This window comes from Marinobacter adhaerens HP15 (genome assembly GCF_000166295.1).
Lineage (GTDB): Bacteria > Pseudomonadota > Gammaproteobacteria > Pseudomonadales > Oleiphilaceae > Marinobacter > Marinobacter adhaerens.
Genome location: NC_017506.1, coordinates 1,658,896 through 1,676,050, shown reverse-complemented (window position 1 = coordinate 1,676,050; position 17,155 = coordinate 1,658,896). Strand labels below are relative to the sequence as shown.

The following is a 17,155-nucleotide window of genomic DNA, read 5'->3' as shown; positions in this document are numbered from 1 at the left end:
GTCTATTGGGATCAGCGCATGGCTGCTAGAGTTTTCTACCTTCGAACAAGGCGACTGGCAATATTTCGAATTAAAACCGAGCTCTGTAATTTTGCGGCAACAAATGCACATGTTGCTCAATCGACCCTGGCAAGATGAAAAATTTCGGAGCAGTAGTAAATTCGTAGACCCGATACAAACGAAAAGCGTCTGAATAGTCATTGGAAAATGCCCGCTCGTTCTCGCTAATAAAAAACGGCAAATATTTCCCTGAGTTCGTCGCCTTGACCTCCAGGAAACGCTCTTGATCCCCATTCGAGTCAAAAGACCGAATATCGAAACCTAATCCGTCGCCACGGTCTTTACTCGACCATTCAACTTCCGCAGCCAGGTCAGGCCTGCCTTGCGCAGTGAGCCGCTGCTTCTCCATCCGAAGCACGAATTCTTCCGCCCTCTCACCCAACTGACGGTTGCGACGCTCACGTTCAGAGAAATCGATGTGCTTGGCAAGATAACTGGGACGGATCTCATCGACATTAGGGATGCGCTCTGGAGGTTCCGGATCAAACACCGAATCCCAGCCTCGGTCATAATATTCCGGCTCTTCGGCAACGGTATCCGCGACCACGTGTAAGTGCGCAACGAGCTTTTGATGGCCGGCAAGATAAGACAGAACCACGGATTTGAGCTGTTTCTGGTAGTTGAAATAAGGTTTGTAGCCAGGGATGTATGGAAGTCCTAGTTCCAATAACACGGCACTTACATTTTGATGCTTGTCCTCGATTGATCTCTCAGAGCGACCATTCAGGCGGGGTTGGAGAGCCCTGCGATGTGCAGACTTGTTGTATTTTGCCCCGGCGAGCTCTTTCTCCAACATCTTTACGTAATCATTGACTAGAAACTCGCACTCCAGCCAGTCCCAGCCCCCACGCTTAGGTTTGAGGAGCTCACGAATCGACGTGTCATCAAGATTAACCAGGAGAGCTGATCTCAGAAGCTCGCGGCCAATCTGGTTACCCATCAGCTCAAACAGCTCATCTTCAAGAAATGCGTGGTCAATGTGAGCGTCAATGACGCCCGGCGATGTTGCCGTTGTAAGTTGAGCATATGACTCGTGCTGACCGGGTCTAACTTTGAGGTGCCAAAACCCTTCGCTTCGGAGATGGAAGTACGGTAAGTGGGGATTGTTCCGATCCGAAGGAGACGCCAGTTCTTGAAAGCGCTTGGTAAAGTGACTTCTAAGGTTGTCGTCAAAATAGAAACGATTATTTGCAACTTCACCCGACTCAACGAGATCCATCACCGCCTGCAACATGGCCACTTTATGAGGGCTCTTATTAGCGGCACCCCTGTTCACTCGGAGCGTTGAGAAGCGCTTCTCGTAATCAAGCAAACTCACCGGCCACTCCAGTAATCCGCTTTCTCCGGGATGACCCATCGTACGCCACCACGTGGGTCTGGCTGATCGCCCGCATACCTGGGGATCAGGTGACAATGCATGTGTAGAACGGTCTGCCCTGCCGCCGTTCCACAGTTCATGCCGATATTGTAGCCATCGGGCTGATAACGTTCTTCGAGCCACTGCTTTCCTTGCCCGACTAATTCCATGATCGCTTGTTGTTCAGCAGCTGTAAGATCAAACCAATCGGCGGCGTGGCGATTGGGGACGACCAATAAATGGCCTTCAGAAACCGGAAAGCCATCTAGGCGGATATGAGCCAATGCGTTTGACGGCATTGAGCCCTTATCAAGCGTTTCAGCAACGGTGCAAAAAGGGCAGCCCTGTTTCATATTTCAAGCTTCCAGCCAAGAGTTCCAGGCACGCGCGCACTCTGAGTCTATTAACACTAACGCTATCCCTCGGTTTAGCTTGGCATTTACGATGCCGCGCTCACATGAAACTCCGGTCTGAATTCAGTAGACAAAACATTAACCACTGAACGCGGAGTCAAAACATCAACCTCCTCCGGAAACGTAACCGGATCAGCTTTGCTATATCCGTCAAAGTTCCACTCCAGAATGTCGCCGTCACAAATAGCGTAGCTCTTCTGATCAAACTCAAACATTGTGCCGTGGGGCAGATCCAGCAACCGGCCGTTCCAGGTTACTTTGTTATCGCCCTCAATTCGCTCCCGGTGCAAGACTTCATCCATCTCCGGTGCACGGATAACAGAACTTCTCTCCCATTGATTCCCTTCCATCCAGGCCTTACGGAACTCGTTGTAGCGGCTACGCCTACACTCTGCGCAGGGCCGATGGCCTGCCGCGAGAGCCGTAACCTCGTCGAGAAAGAAAAGTTCTGTATAGGCATTCGGGGACATCAACTCCCGTTTCCGACCTTTGAACTCCAGCAAACAAATAATCCAAGCTTTAGTTTTAAACAATCGCTTGAGTTTTTTGTCAGTGCCATGAAGAACGCCCCGATTTCCCATGAACGTGCCTCTGGCACTGTGTCGTTCAATGAGACCCTGAGGGAGGACTCGGTTCTGTAAAGGCATTGATAATGGCTCCTTTGCCTAATCCTTTGGGTATGTGGTGACCGGACTTCCTGCTGCGAAGTGAGTTAACCAAGACAACTGCAAAACAACAGAATTACGATGCAGCCCTTTCCACAAGCCTCAGTAATCAACCATCCGCTGCATGCTCTGCATCCAAGCAGTCTTGAATGCAGCATCCCCCGCAAACATTTTATAAAGCTCCAACTCATCTTTCCTGCGGCGTAACATCACCTCTTTCAGCATTTTCTCGAACGCCAGCTCACGGTTATGCGGATCAGGGTTGTTTTGGTACTTAGCCTCAAAATCGGGGTGCTGCCTGATGCTCTCAGCAATGTTCACGAACTTGACCTTTTGCTCTTCAGGCGTCGCAGTCCATCCCTGGAACCAGCGCTCATTAAAAGTCCGCACTATCTCGTCCAGAGGATCTTCCTGCGGGCCGTCTCCGAGAGCACCACGGGGATTGGGATTTTGAGGATCAACACCTGACTCTTCTTCATCCAGCGAAATTGAGTGATTCAGTTTCACTCGTTGCAGGCCGTATGAGCTAAGATCTACAGACTCCAAAAGCTCATCGATGGCATCTGTGTCCGGGTCTTTGACTTTTAATTTCGGAATCAGAAATTTCAGAAACCAGAAGAGCTTCTCCCAGGCAACGATTTCATAAGGCATGATTGCGGCCATCTGCCCGTAGATCTTCACGTACTGCTTCGCTTTTATCTTGAAATCGACTTTGTCATCGTCTTCCAGTTCCAGCTCATGCTCAAAGCGAGATGCCGCCACATCGATGATTGGGCTAAGATTCTGCGCATCCTCTCCGTCGAAATAACGCGCCACAAAATCTTCGACTTCATGCCACTCGTAAACGCCTACCTCATCCATCGCATCCTTGAGTTCATGGAGCACGTTCACATCCGTCGCGCCTGAAAGGGATGTGGCGGTGTAGAAAGGATCAAAAGCGGTTTTGATATCGTCAGTGGTATTAAAGAAGTCGAGAATGAAGAGGTCTTCCGTCTTTTTACCCAGCTTAGGCGCTGCGCGGTTCAGACGTGACAAGGTCTGCACACACATCACTGAGGCCAGCTTCTTGTCCACGTACATGGCGCACAACTTGGGCTGATCGAAGCCAGTCAGGTATTTGTTGGCCACTACCAGAAGGCGATACTCATCCGTATCAAACTTGTCCTTGGTGTCATTCTCTGAGAAGCCGTTGATATCGGCTTCGGTATACTCGATACCGTCCACTTCCTTTGTGCCTGAGAACGCCACAAGAGCTTTAAATGGGTTGCCATTCTTTTCCAGTATCCGCGAAATTGCCCGGTGGTAGCGGATGGCCGTCTCAATGTTCTGGGTTACCACCATGCCCTTGGCCTTACCCTTCAGCTTCTTAGTGTTCACCACCTGAGGGATGAAGTGTTCGAGCATGATCTCGGCTTTGGTATTGATGGTCTGCTGGCTGCTCTCTACATAGGCCCGCAGCTTTTTCTGAGCTTTCTTGGTGTCGAATTGCGGGTTTTCGGCTATGGATTTTTCAATCTCATAGTAGCTCTTGTAAGTGGTGTAATTGGCCAACACATCGAGAATAAAACCTTCCTCAATCGCCTGCTTCATCGAGTAAAGGTGGAACTCCCGAAAAGTGCCGTCGTCCTGCTTTTCGCCAAACTTTTCGAAAGTGGTGTTCTTGGGAGTGGCCGTGAAAGCCATGTAGGAGGCGTTCCCACGCATCTTGCGCGAGCGCATAGCCTTTAGAATCTTGTCCTGCTCATCCTCGTCGTCTTCCTGGCCCATAGCACGGTTCATATTGTCGTGGGCCGAGCCGGACTGGGAGCTGTGTGCCTCGTCGATGATGACTGCGAAACGCTTGTCACCCAGGTCCTCAATCCCCTCCACTATGAACGGGAATTTCTGGATCGTTGTGATGATAATTTTCTTGCCGCTCTCAAGGGCACTTTTCAGCTCTGATGATTTAAAGGCCGGGGCAACAATGTTCTTAACCTCAGAGAATTCTTTGATGTTCTCCCGAATCTGTTTGTCGAGCAGGCGCCGGTCGGTGACGACAATCACGGAATCAAACAGCGGCTGATCCTGGTCCTTACCGCCAGCCGCCGCGTCGTTCTTCGGATACGTCTCGATCAGCTGATACGCCGCCCAGGTAATGGAATTGGATTTGCCCGAACCAGCGGAATGCTGGATCAGGTAGGTATGGCCCACGCCGTGGTCCTCAGCATGGGCAACAAGCTTTCGCACCACATCCATCTGGTGATAACGAGGGAAGAACAGGGTCCGCTTTCTCAGCGGGTCCTTGCTGCTGCCATCCAGTCGCACGAAATGCTGGATGATGTTCACCAGGCTGTCTTTGGTGAAAACCTCTTCCCAGAGGTAACTGCTCTTATGTCCATGAGGGTTTGGCGGATTCCCTTTACCATGGTTGTGCCCCTTATTGAACGGCAGGAAAAACGTCGATTTGCCGTTCAGCTTGGTGGTCATGTAGACCTCATCCGTATCTACCGCCATGTGAACCAGACACCGCGCAAAATTCAGTAGGGGCTGGTTGGTGTCACGATTCTCACGATACTGCTTCTGGCCATGGTAACGGGCGGTCTGTCCGGTCCAGGCGTTCTTCAGCTCCATCGTCACCAGCGGGATGCCATTCAGGAACAACACCATGTCGATTTCCTGAAGCGGATTGGCGAGAGAGTAGCGAACCTGTCGGGTGCAGCTGAAGATATTGGCGGCATAATTTTGTTTTACTTTTTCGCTACTGCTCGCCAGCGGGGCCGGGTACATCAGGTGGAAGTGCGCATCGTCTACCGCCAGGCCCTTCTTCAGAAGGTGCAGGATGCCGTGCTTCTTGATGAGCCGGTCGTAACGCTCCAAAAGCTTGCGATCCCAATCAGTGGAATTGTGCTTTTTTAGTTTCGCCAGTTCTTTGCCCTGAGTCTGCTCTAGAAAGCGCCAGAAAAGTTTCTCATCAATGGCGTACTGTGCGTTGAAATCGTAAGGCAATCCCAGCTGGAACCCATTATTGGCAACCAGATCATCCGCCGGTGTTTCTTTTACCTTGCCGGCCTGCTTCACGGCTTCTGTGGTCAAGCCCGTTAATGCCCTCTCGATGGCAGCTTCCAGCGCCTGCTCATTGGTTTGGCTGACCATGTTCCCCTCCGTGCCTGTAATGATTTTCCAGCAACGCGGTCATGCGCTTCTGGTGTAAGGCGATTTGCTCTTCTCCCCACTCCCCGCCAGCGTCATCATAAACCTCAAAAATGGCCTTGAGCTTCAATGAGTCATAGCGGGGCTTATCCTTGAAATCTTCCCTTTTTTTGCCAACGGTTTGGTTGCTGTAGGACGAGTTTTCACCCGGGCTCAGCAACACCAGATTACCAAAAGCATCCAAAGATCCTTTTGGCATGGCATTTTTGTACTCTTCGTTCTGAGGGTGCACATGCTCCACGGAGTTCTTTGAAGTAATGCGATATCGCTTAAGCTTTTCATCGCTATGGTCACCCTGCTTCCAAAGCAGGTATTCGAGTTTCTGGAACCAGTAGTGCTCGAAGCTGGTGCCTTTGGCGCTATTGAGATGGGCCTCCATGTACGCCCATCCCAAGGTAGCGGGGAACTCTCCTCTGGCGATCTTGAAGCTGGCTTCTTTCTGAGTTTCGGTGGTCAGCGAGAGCTGATTGTCCAGTTTCTCCAGTACATACAATACCTGTTCAGAATCCATTTCAGGTTTTTCTACCAACTGAGCGAGAAGCGCCGTTAACCAGTAATGCGCCGAGCGGTCACCGGTGAAATTACGAACTGCCTGGAGTTGTACCAGGCTCCCCAAATCCTTAGCGCTACGATTGATGTAATACTTGCCATTGGATTGAGAGCGGCTGATATTGGTCAGTCGCAGTTGTGGATCAGGTTGATCATCATGCTCGGCCCATTTCATCACCCAGGTGTCAAACTGATAGCGCACCTGCCACAGAAGCTCGACGAATTGTTTTATTGTGGACTCATCCTTTTCGAGGAGGCAGTCAAAGCAAGCCATCAGGTTTGAGGCCTTAATTCGAGCCTCTATATCCGGCCACTGATTTCGGACACAGAAAACCCGCAGGGCATGGATCAATAACAACTCGAAGCCCACGATAGAGCGACAGTAGACGGTTTCGTCCTCGATTCCTTCCTGGGTGTCTTCTTCCATTTTTGGCGTGAGGTTATCGGGCTCGTCACCGGCCTTTACTTCATCGAGCAGTTGTAAAAGTGTCTTTCCGGACTCCTCGCCCTGAATGTCCTCAGTTTCGCCCGCCTTACCTTCGATGATCTTGCCTTTATAGGCTTTAAGATCCTTGTACTCGATCGCATTCCAGTTGGCATTGGGAAATAACTGCCGGAGATTACGTTCAAAGTAGTTCTCCATGTGCTCACATGCCTGCCAGATGACTCTGTAAAGGGCTTTGTCCGTGGTGATCTTGCGAAACAGTTTGGCCTTCAACAGGTCCACTGGCTCAAGCTGGATGCCTGCCGTATTCATGCTGGCGAACAGTCGATTCAGGTCCATGCTTTCCGGGACGATGTTGTTTACCCAGCTCACATTTCGGTACACGTAATCGGCAAACGCTTCTAGATCGAAATCATTGTCTTCTCGAAGCGTAGCAACTTGCTGCTTCAACACCCTCAGGTTGGCATCCAGATGGGTTAGGTAGGCGTCATTCTGGATAGCATCTGGGCCGGGGCGGGTCATGCGCTCCAGGCCGGCATAGCTGCCCAACAAGTTGCGCACAGCATCCCGGATCTCGAAGCTTAACCTCGGTTGGTCACCCAAAATGGAGGCTTCTGCCAGTTCCGATTGCACCTCAGCAGCCTTGAAGGCCAAGGACAGCAACATCAGAGTGGTCGTGCGCTGCTGGCCATCAATTAACTCATAAATCCGAGTCCCTTCCTCAACCCGCACCGCAGACAGCACACTGCCGATAAAGTATTGGGGTTCATCCGTTACAAAGGCTTCGCGGATATCATCAAAGAGCTTGATCACATCCTCATCGCGCCATACGTAAGGGCGCTGGTAGCTGGGGATTACGAACCCCACTTCCTTGTCGCTGACATTCTTCAGGGTCAATACCTCTGTGTTGACCTGATGCTCAGCCACTGCGGTCATCCCTGCACTCCTGTTATCTTTTGGTTCAAAGCAGCGGCAAACGCCTTTTCATACTGCCCTGCCTCCAGGTCCAGGCCGAATTCCTTGCAGACCCTTTCCACAAAACGCCGCTTCACACTGTTCTTGTCCAGATTGCTGGGATCGACCGTCAGCTTGAACGCGTCCAGAAAGGCAAAAACCTGGTCTGGGGTATAGCTGGCAGCGATCCAGTCCAGTACAGGCTGTTCCTTGATAAAGGCGGGAATGGAATTTTCACGCACGGACTTTTGGTTACTGACCCGTCGGGCGTAGACAACCCGGAACAGCTTCCTGGCGGCCAGATCCAGCTGGTTTTCACCAAACTGGCTGATATAGAGCAGCAGGCAGGCCTCATAGAGTTTTTCCAGGTAACCACAGCCCTCCAGCCCTTTTAGCCACCCAACAAACTGCTGATAGCCTGCCAGGTGCGGTAAATCAGGTTGCCGCCAGTAGCGTTTGTGCAGTGCCTGAAAGTAGGCCAGGTAGCGGATGCTGTTGATGCCCGCGTTCAGGGGCTGGCGCACCTCGTAGCCTTGCTGGTCGGCCTGCTGGCTGACGTCGCCCGCCAGGCCGATTTGGCGGCGAATGCGGCCATAGGCAATGTCGTCGCCCTCACCGGTTTCCTGTGCCAGTTCCAAGACAATACAGTCACGAATCCGCTTCTGCTGATTGTGAGACGGTAGCTCCCGTGGTTTCACGCCCTGCCAGTAGCGGCCTTTCAGCAAAGCACTGACAGTGCTGTCCAGCGAGCCCATGGCTTCCCACTGTCTGGCGAACTGCGGTTGATGCAGTGTCTCCACCGCCCGCAGGTGGTGGGCCTTGATAATATCCGGCCCACCCAGCCGTACCCCGCCGGTATTCTGAGTTTCAAAGAAGCGGTAGGCATCGTCTTCGGACTGGGTGATCACCAGAGTGAATTGCAGCTTGTTGAAGTCAACCCAATTCCTCACCCGATCCAGACGATCACGGAGCCACTTGAGGTTATGCTTGATCTGCTGCTGGCCGGTGGGGTGTTCATAAACCAGGTCTTCCACCAGCGGCAGCCCGGGATCGATCAGGCAGGCCATAAGCGCCAGGGTGGTAATGCGCTGCTGGCCGTCGATGATATTCAGCTTGCCGTTATCCTGATGCAGGATCAGGCTGCCCAGATAGTAGGACAACTCGACATTGCCATCAGTTTTTCGGGCCACATGGGATTCAATATCCAGCAACAGGCCATGCAATTGCTTGTCCTGCCAGCAATAGGGGCGCTGGTATTCCGGGATGGTCAGTTCACCGGTCACCGTTGCACCATCGCTGGTGGCAATGGCATCCGATGCTGCGGAATGACTTGGAAACAAACACCCCGAGAAAAGCTGGGCAGCACTGCAAGTGGCGACCTGAACTGTCATGCTGGATCAGGCCTCCACCATGTCGGGGGTGATCTTGATTTTTCCTGTGACGGCGCTGTTGATTAGGGTGGTTTTGTATTCTTTCAGTTTTTCGATTTGGGACTGAAGGTGATCAATCCCGTCACCTATCTTGACCTTCTCTGACTCGATAAATTTAACAATTTCTTCCTGCTCGCTCTCCGGTGGGACCACCATGAACCTAGGTGCCAAATTGTTATATCGTATTCTTACTGCACGCTGCCTAACGGCGTTACAAATTACCTGAATATACTTTCCCAATGCCATTTCACGAAGCAAATAGGCAAAATAGTATTGAGATATTCCGCCTCTATTAGGGTCACAAATCACATATTCGGGAGTACACTTTCCATCAGAGTCAGACACACCAATAGCTCCTTCAAATGCGTCCATTGAATTCAGAACAAGCTGCCCCTTTCTAATACCTTGATAACCTCCTTCAATAATTGCTTCGGTGTACCCTTCTAACCGGCGATTTGTTCGAAGCGTGACTTGCCCGTCACGATATGAAGTGACAACACCGTCACCAATACGAACTGGCAGTCTGCTTTGCGAAAATAGATTTTTGAATCTCACTACCTCCCAATGCTTCGGAATCTCCCCAATCCAGTCCACGCCGGAAAGTTTCATGGGCACAGTGGGATCAAGCCCCTGGGTGACGGCTTTTTGGATAATGATTTGCTTACGCTCTTTCAGCAGGACGATCTGCTGCTCTTTGATGGCAATGGCTTCGTCGATTTGGGTGGTTTTTTTGTCGAGGAATTTAGCGATTAGGCTCTGTTCGTCAAGTGATGGAATTGCCAAAAATGAATTTTTCAGCTGTTCACCATCAACGTGCGGTATACCCATGCCAACAGTTGTTGACCTTAATTCTATTTCTGTTACCTGGCAGGCGTACCAGGCAAACTTTCTATCTACTGAAAAAAAGTCAATGGCGGCTAATGTAGATGAAACTACGCCTCCTCTTCCAACGACAAACTCCCCTGCGTTACTACCGTCCCACAGCAGTAATATTGAGCCATCCGAGACAACAATAGCATCTCTATCCTCAACAAACTGATTGGCTTCCGCCCCCCTCAAATACTCCATGCTTAAGTATGGAGGGAGACCTGATCTATTTTCTGAAACAATTCTTTTTGGAACCTTCCCCTTTTTAACTCGCGCTAAATACTTAAACTTTTTCGAGGTCCAATTTATTGGGATCATTCCAAGCCAGTCAGCACCTGAGTCTTTATATGCTTCGTACTTGTGTAATTGATGAACATTCAACATAGCCACCTACCCCTGAACCTGCTCAACATCCACACCCAGGATCTGTGCAATCAGCCCCTCAGCTTTCTGCTCCAGACTGATAATGTCCTGGGCCACCTCTTCCAGTGAGCGCAGCGGTTTGTGGCGGTAGAAGTATTTGTTGAAGCTGATTTCGTAGCCGATCTTGGTGGAATCCAGGTTGATCCACGCCTCCTCCACGTGGGGTTTCACTTCTGCCAGGAAGTAACCGTGAATGCCCTGCTTTTCCCCGTCTTTCAATAGGGCAATGGATTCGCTATCGCGCAGGTCTGAGCTGGACTCAAAAGTGATGTATTCGTTGGCCTTGCCGGTGGGATAGAGGCCGTAGTCCGGTAGCTGCTCAGCGCTGCAGTCGTAGCGGTGTAGCAGCTCGTCCAGCTTGTCGCCATTGAGCTTGACCACTTTCTTGACCACTTTTTCGGCGGTTTCGTCGTACCAGCTTATCGCATTAAGAATGGCGTTCTTTTCGGTAGCAGAAAGCTTGAGCTTTCTGGCCTTGAGTTCGGTATCCACCTGCTTTTTAAACTGGTTGAAGTCGTCGAACTCGTCCTGGCCGATGGCGGCCATCAGTTCGCGGGCAGTTTCATAGATCGCCTTGAGACTGGCCCAGCGCTTCACGTCCAGCAGTTTGGTTTTGGCTTTGGTGTTTAGGCTGATGTCGTTGTCGTCACACCAGGCCATGACCGGCTTTTCGATGCTTTTCAGGAAGCTCTGCTTATTGTCTTTGCCATGGCCGGTGCTGTCGTAGACCTTGTCGCCGTGTTCGGCGTAGAGATGTTCCATGACCTCGCTGATCTGTTTGTCGAAGCGCAGGCCGGCGATGCGCTCTTCGGAGAACTGGGCCTTGCGGCGGTCCGGGCGTTCGATGGTGACCTTGTGGTAGCCGAAGTCTTCGTTGCGGAACACCTGGCTGGCGATGCCGACGGGATCGTTGTTGGCGTCCAGCTCCCGCTCGATGGCGGTACAGTCCAGGTAAGTGCGGGTGATTTGCTCGATATGGTCGGGGGCGAATTCGCAGTTTTTGTTGCCCAGGTTCTTGCGCAGCTTGCGGTACAGCAGGCTGGCATCGATCAGCTGTACCTTGCCACGCCGGTTTGCCGGTTTGTTGTTGTTCAGCACCCAGATATAGGTGGTGATGCCGGTGTTGTAGAACAGGTTGTTGGGTAGCTGGACGATGGCCTCCAGCCAGTCGTTCTCGATCAGGTAGCGGCGGATATTGCTTTCGCCTCCGCCGGCATCGCCGGTGAACAGGCTGGAGCCGTTGTGGACCGAGGCAATGCGACTGCCTTTTGAGCCCGTGGCCGGGTCTTTCATCTTGCTGACCATTTCCATGAGGAACAGCAACTGGCCATCGCTGGAGCGCGGCGTGGCGTCGCAGTCCTCTTCATTGCCCCAGTAGTCCTTGAGCTGGATCTTGAAGCGCGGGTCGATGACGTCGCTGCCGTCCTTGATGTGCTTCTGCTCCGATGCCCAGCTTTTGCCGTAGGGCGGGTTGGAGAGCATGAAGTCGAAACGATCGGAGGCGAATTCATCGGTGGACAGGGTGGAGCCGACCTTGATGTTTTCCGGGTTGTTGCCCTTGATCATCATGTCGGATTTACAGATGGCGTAGGTTTCGTCGTTGATTTCCTTGCCGTAGAGGTAGATATCCCGATTGTCGGAGGGATACTTCTCTTCAATGAAGTTCTGGGATTCAGTGAGCATGCCGCCGCTGCCGCAGGCCGGGTCGTACACGGTCAGGGTGAGCGGCAGGTCGTCCTTGATGGGATCGAACACCAGGTGGGTCATCAGTTCGATCACTTCCCGCGGGGTAAAGTGCTCCCCCGCCTCTTCGTTGTTTTCTTCGTTGAACTTGCGGATCAGCTCTTCAAACACATAGCCCATGCCCAGGTTGGAGAGGCCGGGGAGCTTGTAGCCGTCCGGGTCCAGAGCATCTTTGGGCGTAAGGTTAATTTTGGGCGAGACGAATTTTTCCACCACATCCAGCAGCACGTCCTTGTGGGCCATGTGCTGGATTTTGCTCTTCAGCTCAAAGCACTCGATGATTTCCTGTACGTTGGGACTGAAGCCCTTCAGGTATTCCTCGAAGTTGGCCAGCAGGATCTGCCGGTTATTGGTGGCGGTGTTGTACAGGCTGGTGAGCGTCCACTTGGAGACGTTGTAGAACACATAGCCGGATGCGGCCTTCAGCGGGGCCGGGTCCAGCTCGGTGGCGTCCATTTCCTCTTTCTGGAAGCGCACCTCTTCCAGCACCGCCTCCTTAGTCGGCATGAGCAGGGTATCGAGACGGCGCAGCACTACCATGGGCAGGATGACATCGCGGTATTTACCCCGCACATACACATCGCGCAGGCAGTCGTCGGCGATGTTCCATATAAAGGAGACAAGTTTGTTGTGTGCGCTGTGATCCATTTAGACTTCCTGGTGCTTGGATTAGTTCGTTTGGCCCGAGGCCAGAATAAAAATGAGTTTACGGCTATCTCACGAGAGGGCCTGATTAATCCACCAATCGCTCTCAGCCATTGGCACCCCCTCAAAATTCTCTTTTCGGAGTTTAGATTCCGCAGCAAATCTGTAGGCACAAAGCTTGCCTAACATTCATCTCTACTTCCTATTGTTTGGCTGGGCATAAGTCCTATATGTTCGCGGATCACTTCACCATTTGGGGCAACTAGATAGGCTGCGTCATTTTTGTAATAGAACCAATACTGCTTGATATGTCCGCAGATTCCAAGATCTCCAACGATTTCGTAGACATGTTCCCGAACACGACACTGCGCGCGGACTAATTGCCTGTTGAGAGAGAACCGCCAGAAGCCTTTCGGAAAGTCCAAGTAGCCCGGATATTCGCACACAAGCAGTGCGGATACGGGCTGGCTTCGCGCTTGAAGCCTTTTCGCCAATCCGGTTGTGGCGATCGACTTCGGATACCGCGACACCAATCAGGGCATGGTGAGATATCGAACCGGACTGTTCGGCACTGGCTATTACTAGTTCGGCTACACAAACTGACTGCTTTGTTCCTTCGATGCCTGAATATCCAAAGGCGCCACCCCCAGGTCCTGCCACTTCTCCGGATGGCAGGTAAACAGCAATATCTGATGCCGGCTGGCCGCATCAAACAGGATGCGTTTCATGTCCTCGAGGCGCTCGCTGTCACTGTGCACCAGGGTGTCGTCCAGGATGACCAGCGTTGGCCTTCCGGCTTCGCGCAGCAGATCGGCATAGGCCAGGCGGCTGATCAGGCCCATCTGTTCCCGGGCCCCGAAACTCAGTTCGGTGATCTGTCCCAGTTCGGTGCCCCGGCTGAAGGTGCCGGGGCGGAGCTGTTCGTCGACTTCCAGTGAGGCTTCCGGAAAAAGCACCGACAGGTAGTGGTTAAGGTGCTTTTGCAGCGGTGCCTGCAGGCGGCGTGTGAGGGCCTGGCGTTTTTCTGTGAGCAGGTTCAGCAGCAGATCCAGGGCCTGGGCGCGGCGGTGCAATTCCTGATAGCGGCGATTGCACTGGTCGTACTCCGCCTCTTTCTCATTGAGCTGTTCTTCCAGCCCTTCGGCACCCCAGGCTTCAAGCCTGACTTTGATATCCCTGAGCTCACGCCCGCGGTTTTCCTGGGTCTGGCGTAGCTGATTGACCGCATTCTGGTAGCGTTCGATGTCCTGCTTGAGAAAGTCCGGTCGGGCTTCGCGGATTTCCCGTTCGCGGCTCTCTAGGCTGGCTTGCAGTTCGGTCTGTTGCTTTTCGAGGTTCGCCAGGTCGGTGGTTATCTGGCGAAGCTGCTGTTGCCGTTCCGGGCTCTTTTCTTCATCCGCCAGCCGCTGCCATTCGGTTTTGGCGTTATCCCGGGCCTGTTTCAAAGTCGACAGCGTTGACTGGTGCTCTCGCTCATCAGCTTCGGCTTTATCCAGCGCGGTGCTCGCCTGAACGAAAGCGGCCTCCGCTTCTTCCAGGGCGGGCACGCTCTCTTTCTGGTCCGGTTCTGGCGTGGCCTGCAACTGGCTTTTGGCTTTCTCCAGTCCGCTTTCCGCCTCACTCTGCTCGGAGACAAGCTGCTCAATGCCGGCCGGTGCCACGGATTTCAGCAAGTCTTCGGCATGCTTCTGGGCTCTTTCGGCATTTTCAAACGCTGAAAGCCGGTCTTCGGACTGTTCAACGGATGCTACGCCGAGGGTCTTCAACTGTTCGGCAAAACTGTCCTCAAGGGTTTTGAGCTTCCGGCGGGTGCTGGCCAGCTCTTCCCCACCGGGGGTTATGCCCAGGGTACCCACGCCCGGGATGACCAGTGTGGATTCTTCCAGGAGTTGCTGCTCGCCTTCCCCGGTCAGTTGCTCGTTGTTCAGCGTTAACGAAGCGCCGGCTTCCAGCTGCCAGCTCAATCGGGTGGCGATGGTTCGTGAACGGATGGTTTCTTCGTTCAGCTGGTTCGCGGTCGTTTTCAGGTTTTTAACCGCGGCGGCATCAATGCGGTTGTCTCTGGCCTGCTGCCTGGCCTGCTCCAGCTGCTGGTGGTAGTCCTTGGCTTTGGCAAGGTTTTGGGTCAGCACCTGTTTCTGTTGCTCAAGCCGCCGGACGTCCTGTTCCAGCCGTTCACGGGTTTGCAGCAAGCCGGCGAGCTTGCGTTGCTTCTCTGCCTGTTCATAGGCGGTTCTGGCTTCTTGCAAACGGCCTGCAATCACCGGCGTTTGCGCCTGGGCGGTGGCGAGGTCTCGCTCCGCGCGGTCCAGGTCGGCTTTTCGGCCCTCAAGCTGGCGACTCAGGCCCTCAAGGTGTTCCTTGTTCTGTTGCAACAATCGGTGGTTCTGCTTCAGCTGGCCGAGCGTTGCTTTCTCCTGGGCTTGCTGTTCTTCCAGTCGCTCCACCTGCTGATAATGCGCGCGGGCTTGCTCCAACTGGCGCTGGGCCTCTTCCCAGGGGCGCTCGGCTTCGGCCTGATCGTAGTCCTGGGTCAATTTACTCAACCGGTCGACCTGCTCCTGGTACTTAAGCACCCGGTCCTTCAGTCCTTCGATTTCGGTCTCGTATTGGGCACGGTCGTTCTTAAGCTGTAGGTACTCCCCACGAGCACTCCCCTTTCCGGTAAGCAGCGTGTCCCGTTGGCTGCGGACGGTCTCGATCAGGTCATCGCCGCCGGAGCTGGCCACTTCGCCCACCATGGAGTTCAGGGCGGACTTCAGGTGGTCACCAGCGTGTTCGATGGCCTGTTCGATGTCCTGCCCGGTGCCCTGCTCCACCCACAGCAGTCCCGGTATGCCCCAGTGTTCGGCTTTGCTGGCGCCGCGTTTCGGGTACTGGTAGCCGAGCAATTCCGCCAGTTTTTCTTCCGCGTCGTCTTCGCTGTAGGTCTCGGTGCCGACTTTCAGGTCACAGCGCTTACGCTGAAGGAAGCTCTTGGTGAGATGCCAGGAAAGGCCCTCGTGCTCGAAATCCAGTTCAACGGTGGGTGCCGCTGCAGAATCGCCCCAGGGCCGAAGGTCGTCAACGGCGGTTGAGCGATAGCGCTCGAAAAACGCGGCACGGATGGCGCGCACCAGGGTGCTTTTGCCGGATTCGTTGGGGCCGTGAATCAGGTTGAGGCCGGGCTGCAGGTTGTCCAGAACAAAAGGTTTGCGGAACTGGCGTAGCTGCTCAATGCGCATGCGCTGCAGTTTCATTGGCTGGCCTCCTGTTCCCGCTCTCTGAGCAAGCCCGCAAGAATCGCCAGCGCATCCCGGGCGGCATCATCCTGCGCGCCCACCTGCCGCTCGCGCAGGCTCTCGACGACTTCGCCCACGTACCCGTCCGCCTTCAGGGCTGCGATGTCCTCGTCGGTCGGCGCAAGCTGAAGCCCACTCCGTTCGCATCGCAGGCTTCTAAACCGGGCTTCAGCCACCGAAAGCGCCTGCAGGAGCGTTTCTTCTCCAGCCAGGGTTATCGAACCCTCGAGTCGCAGGTCTACAACGGCGGATTCGGGCAAGGCATTCAACCGCTCCAGCAGTTGGTCCAGATCAGACTGCACAGCCAGGGTTTCCCGCCACTGATGCCATTGATACCGACCGGTGGTTATTCGGGTTACCGTCGGCGTCGCCCCTGCCTCAGCCACTTCAACAATCAGGGCGTTGCCGGCTTCGTTATTCCGAAAGCGTTCCGGCTCGGGGGTGCCGCTGTACCATGTGCGTTCATCGATCTGTTTGGTACCGTGCCAGTCGCCCAGGGCGAGGTAATCGAGCCGGCTGGCCTCGGCACGGTCTGGCGCGATGGGATTGGTGGAGTCAATCTCGTCCGGCAGCAGGCCCTGGACACTGCCGTGGGCCAGGCCAACCCGGAGGAAGCCTTCCGGTGACTCGTAGCCGCTGAACGGCTCAGTCAGATCGCAGTAGGTGTGGCGCTGGGTCAGCGGTGCGCATAGGATGCTGAGGCTCTGCTGCTCCAGATTGATAACGCCAGGCTGCAGCGCCAGGTGTACGTTCTCAGGTACTGCGCCCAGGCGCTGGGCCCGGGTCCATACGCTCTCTGCCAGGGCGGCATCGTGGTTGCCGGGCAGCATGACCCAGGGGCCGGCGAACGCCCTTGTGGCATTGAACACCCGCCGGATCGTGCGATCGGACACCGTCTGGGCATCAAACACATCACCGGCGACCAGAACGGCATCGCACTGATGCTCATTGGCAAGCTGTGCGAGCGTTTCTATGGACTCAAACCGGGCCTCGACCAGGGCTGCACCGTCTTCGGTTTCAAAACGGGTAAACGCCCGGCCCATCTGCCAGTCTGCCGTGTGCAAAAACTTGGGCATTTTATCTACCTGAGAATTCGGGGAATTTTGGCGCCATTCTAGACCAACCAACGATACT

The 17,155-nt window shown here is 53.8% G+C and carries 10 protein-coding genes; all 10 read right to left on the bottom strand.

The window, feature by feature from the left end:
- Nucleotides 1–70 precede the first annotated feature (70 nt).
- The 10 genes from HP15_RS07945 to HP15_RS07905 all read right to left on the bottom strand — a co-directional run bounded on the left by HP15_RS07945 (nt 71) and on the right by HP15_RS07905 (nt 17,097).
- On the bottom strand, nt 71–1,417 hold the full coding sequence (locus HP15_RS07945) for a DUF3883 domain-containing protein (RefSeq protein ID WP_049784465.1): 1,347 nt from the start codon (nt 1,415–1,417) through the stop codon (nt 71–73).
- Nucleotides 1,375–1,770, bottom strand: a complete 396-nt coding sequence (locus HP15_RS21675; RefSeq protein ID WP_049784464.1) for an HIT family protein — start codon at nt 1,768–1,770, stop codon at nt 1,375–1,377. The genes HP15_RS07945 and HP15_RS21675 overlap by 43 nt, the downstream gene beginning before the upstream one ends.
- Nucleotides 1,771–1,856: 86 nt before the next feature.
- On the bottom strand, nt 1,857–2,411 hold the full coding sequence (locus tag HP15_RS07940) for a hypothetical protein (RefSeq protein ID WP_014576973.1): 555 nt from the start codon (nt 2,409–2,411) through the stop codon (nt 1,857–1,859).
- A gap of 186 nt (nt 2,412–2,597) precedes the next feature.
- Nucleotides 2,598–5,627, bottom strand: coding sequence for a type I restriction endonuclease subunit R (locus tag HP15_RS07935; protein WP_014576972.1), 3,030 nt, complete (start codon nt 5,625–5,627; stop codon nt 2,598–2,600).
- The gene (locus tag HP15_RS07930; RefSeq protein WP_014576971.1) at nt 5,608–7,614 is read right to left on the bottom strand and encodes a DUF262 domain-containing protein; all 2,007 of its coding nucleotides are present in this window, start codon (nt 7,612–7,614) and stop codon (nt 5,608–5,610) included. Before HP15_RS07930 ends, HP15_RS07935 begins: the two co-directional genes overlap by 20 nt.
- The gene (locus HP15_RS07925) at nt 7,611–9,023 is read right to left on the bottom strand and encodes a DUF262 domain-containing protein (RefSeq protein ID WP_041645192.1); all 1,413 of its coding nucleotides are present in this window, start codon (nt 9,021–9,023) and stop codon (nt 7,611–7,613) included. The genes HP15_RS07930 and HP15_RS07925 overlap by 4 nt, the downstream gene beginning before the upstream one ends.
- 6 nt (nt 9,024–9,029) lie before the next feature.
- Nucleotides 9,030–10,313 (bottom strand): restriction endonuclease subunit S, encoded by a 1,284-nt coding sequence (locus HP15_RS07920; protein ID WP_014576969.1) that lies wholly within the window; start codon nt 10,311–10,313, stop codon nt 9,030–9,032.
- A 6-nt stretch (nt 10,314–10,319) separates the two neighbouring features.
- Nucleotides 10,320–12,743 carry a type I restriction-modification system subunit M gene (locus tag HP15_RS07915; protein WP_014576968.1) on the bottom strand — a complete coding sequence of 808 codons (2,424 nt, stop codon included), beginning with the start codon at nt 12,741–12,743 and terminating at the stop codon, nt 10,320–10,322.
- Nucleotides 12,744–13,330: 587 nt separating this feature from the next.
- On the bottom strand, nt 13,331–15,979 hold the full coding sequence (locus tag HP15_RS07910) for an AAA family ATPase (protein WP_014576966.1): 2,649 nt from the start codon (nt 15,977–15,979) through the stop codon (nt 13,331–13,333).
- Nucleotides 15,976–17,097, bottom strand: a complete 1,122-nt coding sequence (locus tag HP15_RS07905) for a metallophosphoesterase family protein (protein WP_014576965.1) — start codon at nt 17,095–17,097, stop codon at nt 15,976–15,978. The genes HP15_RS07910 and HP15_RS07905 overlap by 4 nt, the downstream gene beginning before the upstream one ends.
- Nucleotides 17,098–17,155 lie beyond the last annotated feature (58 nt).

What these genes read in the sequence shown, in the direction of transcription:
- HP15_RS07935 (WP_014576972.1), bottom strand. Translation starts at nt 5,627, where the DNA reads ATGGTCAGCCAAACCAATGAGCAGGCGCTGGAAGCTGCCATCGAGAGG.
- HP15_RS07945 (WP_049784465.1), bottom strand. Translation starts at nt 1,417, where the DNA reads ATGGGTCATCCCGGAGAAAGCGGATTACTGGAGTGGCCGGTGAGTTTG.
- HP15_RS07915 (WP_014576968.1), bottom strand. Translation starts at nt 12,743, where the DNA reads ATGGATCACAGCGCACACAACAAACTTGTCTCCTTTATATGGAACATC.
- HP15_RS07920 (WP_014576969.1), bottom strand. Translation starts at nt 10,313, where the DNA reads ATGTTGAATGTTCATCAATTACACAAGTACGAAGCATATAAAGACTCA.
- HP15_RS07930 (WP_014576971.1), bottom strand. Translation starts at nt 7,614, where the DNA reads ATGACCGCAGTGGCTGAGCATCAGGTCAACACAGAGGTATTGACCCTG.
- HP15_RS07925 (WP_041645192.1), bottom strand. Translation starts at nt 9,023, where the DNA reads ATGACAGTTCAGGTCGCCACTTGCAGTGCTGCCCAGCTTTTCTCGGGG.
- HP15_RS21675 (WP_049784464.1), bottom strand. Translation starts at nt 1,770, where the DNA reads ATGAAACAGGGCTGCCCTTTTTGCACCGTTGCTGAAACGCTTGATAAG.
- HP15_RS07905 (WP_014576965.1), bottom strand. Translation starts at nt 17,097, where the DNA reads ATGCCCAAGTTTTTGCACACGGCAGACTGGCAGATGGGCCGGGCGTTT.
- HP15_RS07940 (WP_014576973.1), bottom strand. Translation starts at nt 2,411, where the DNA reads ATGGGAAATCGGGGCGTTCTTCATGGCACTGACAAAAAACTCAAGCGA.
- HP15_RS07910 (WP_014576966.1), bottom strand. Translation starts at nt 15,979, where the DNA reads ATGAAACTGCAGCGCATGCGCATTGAGCAGCTACGCCAGTTCCGCAAA.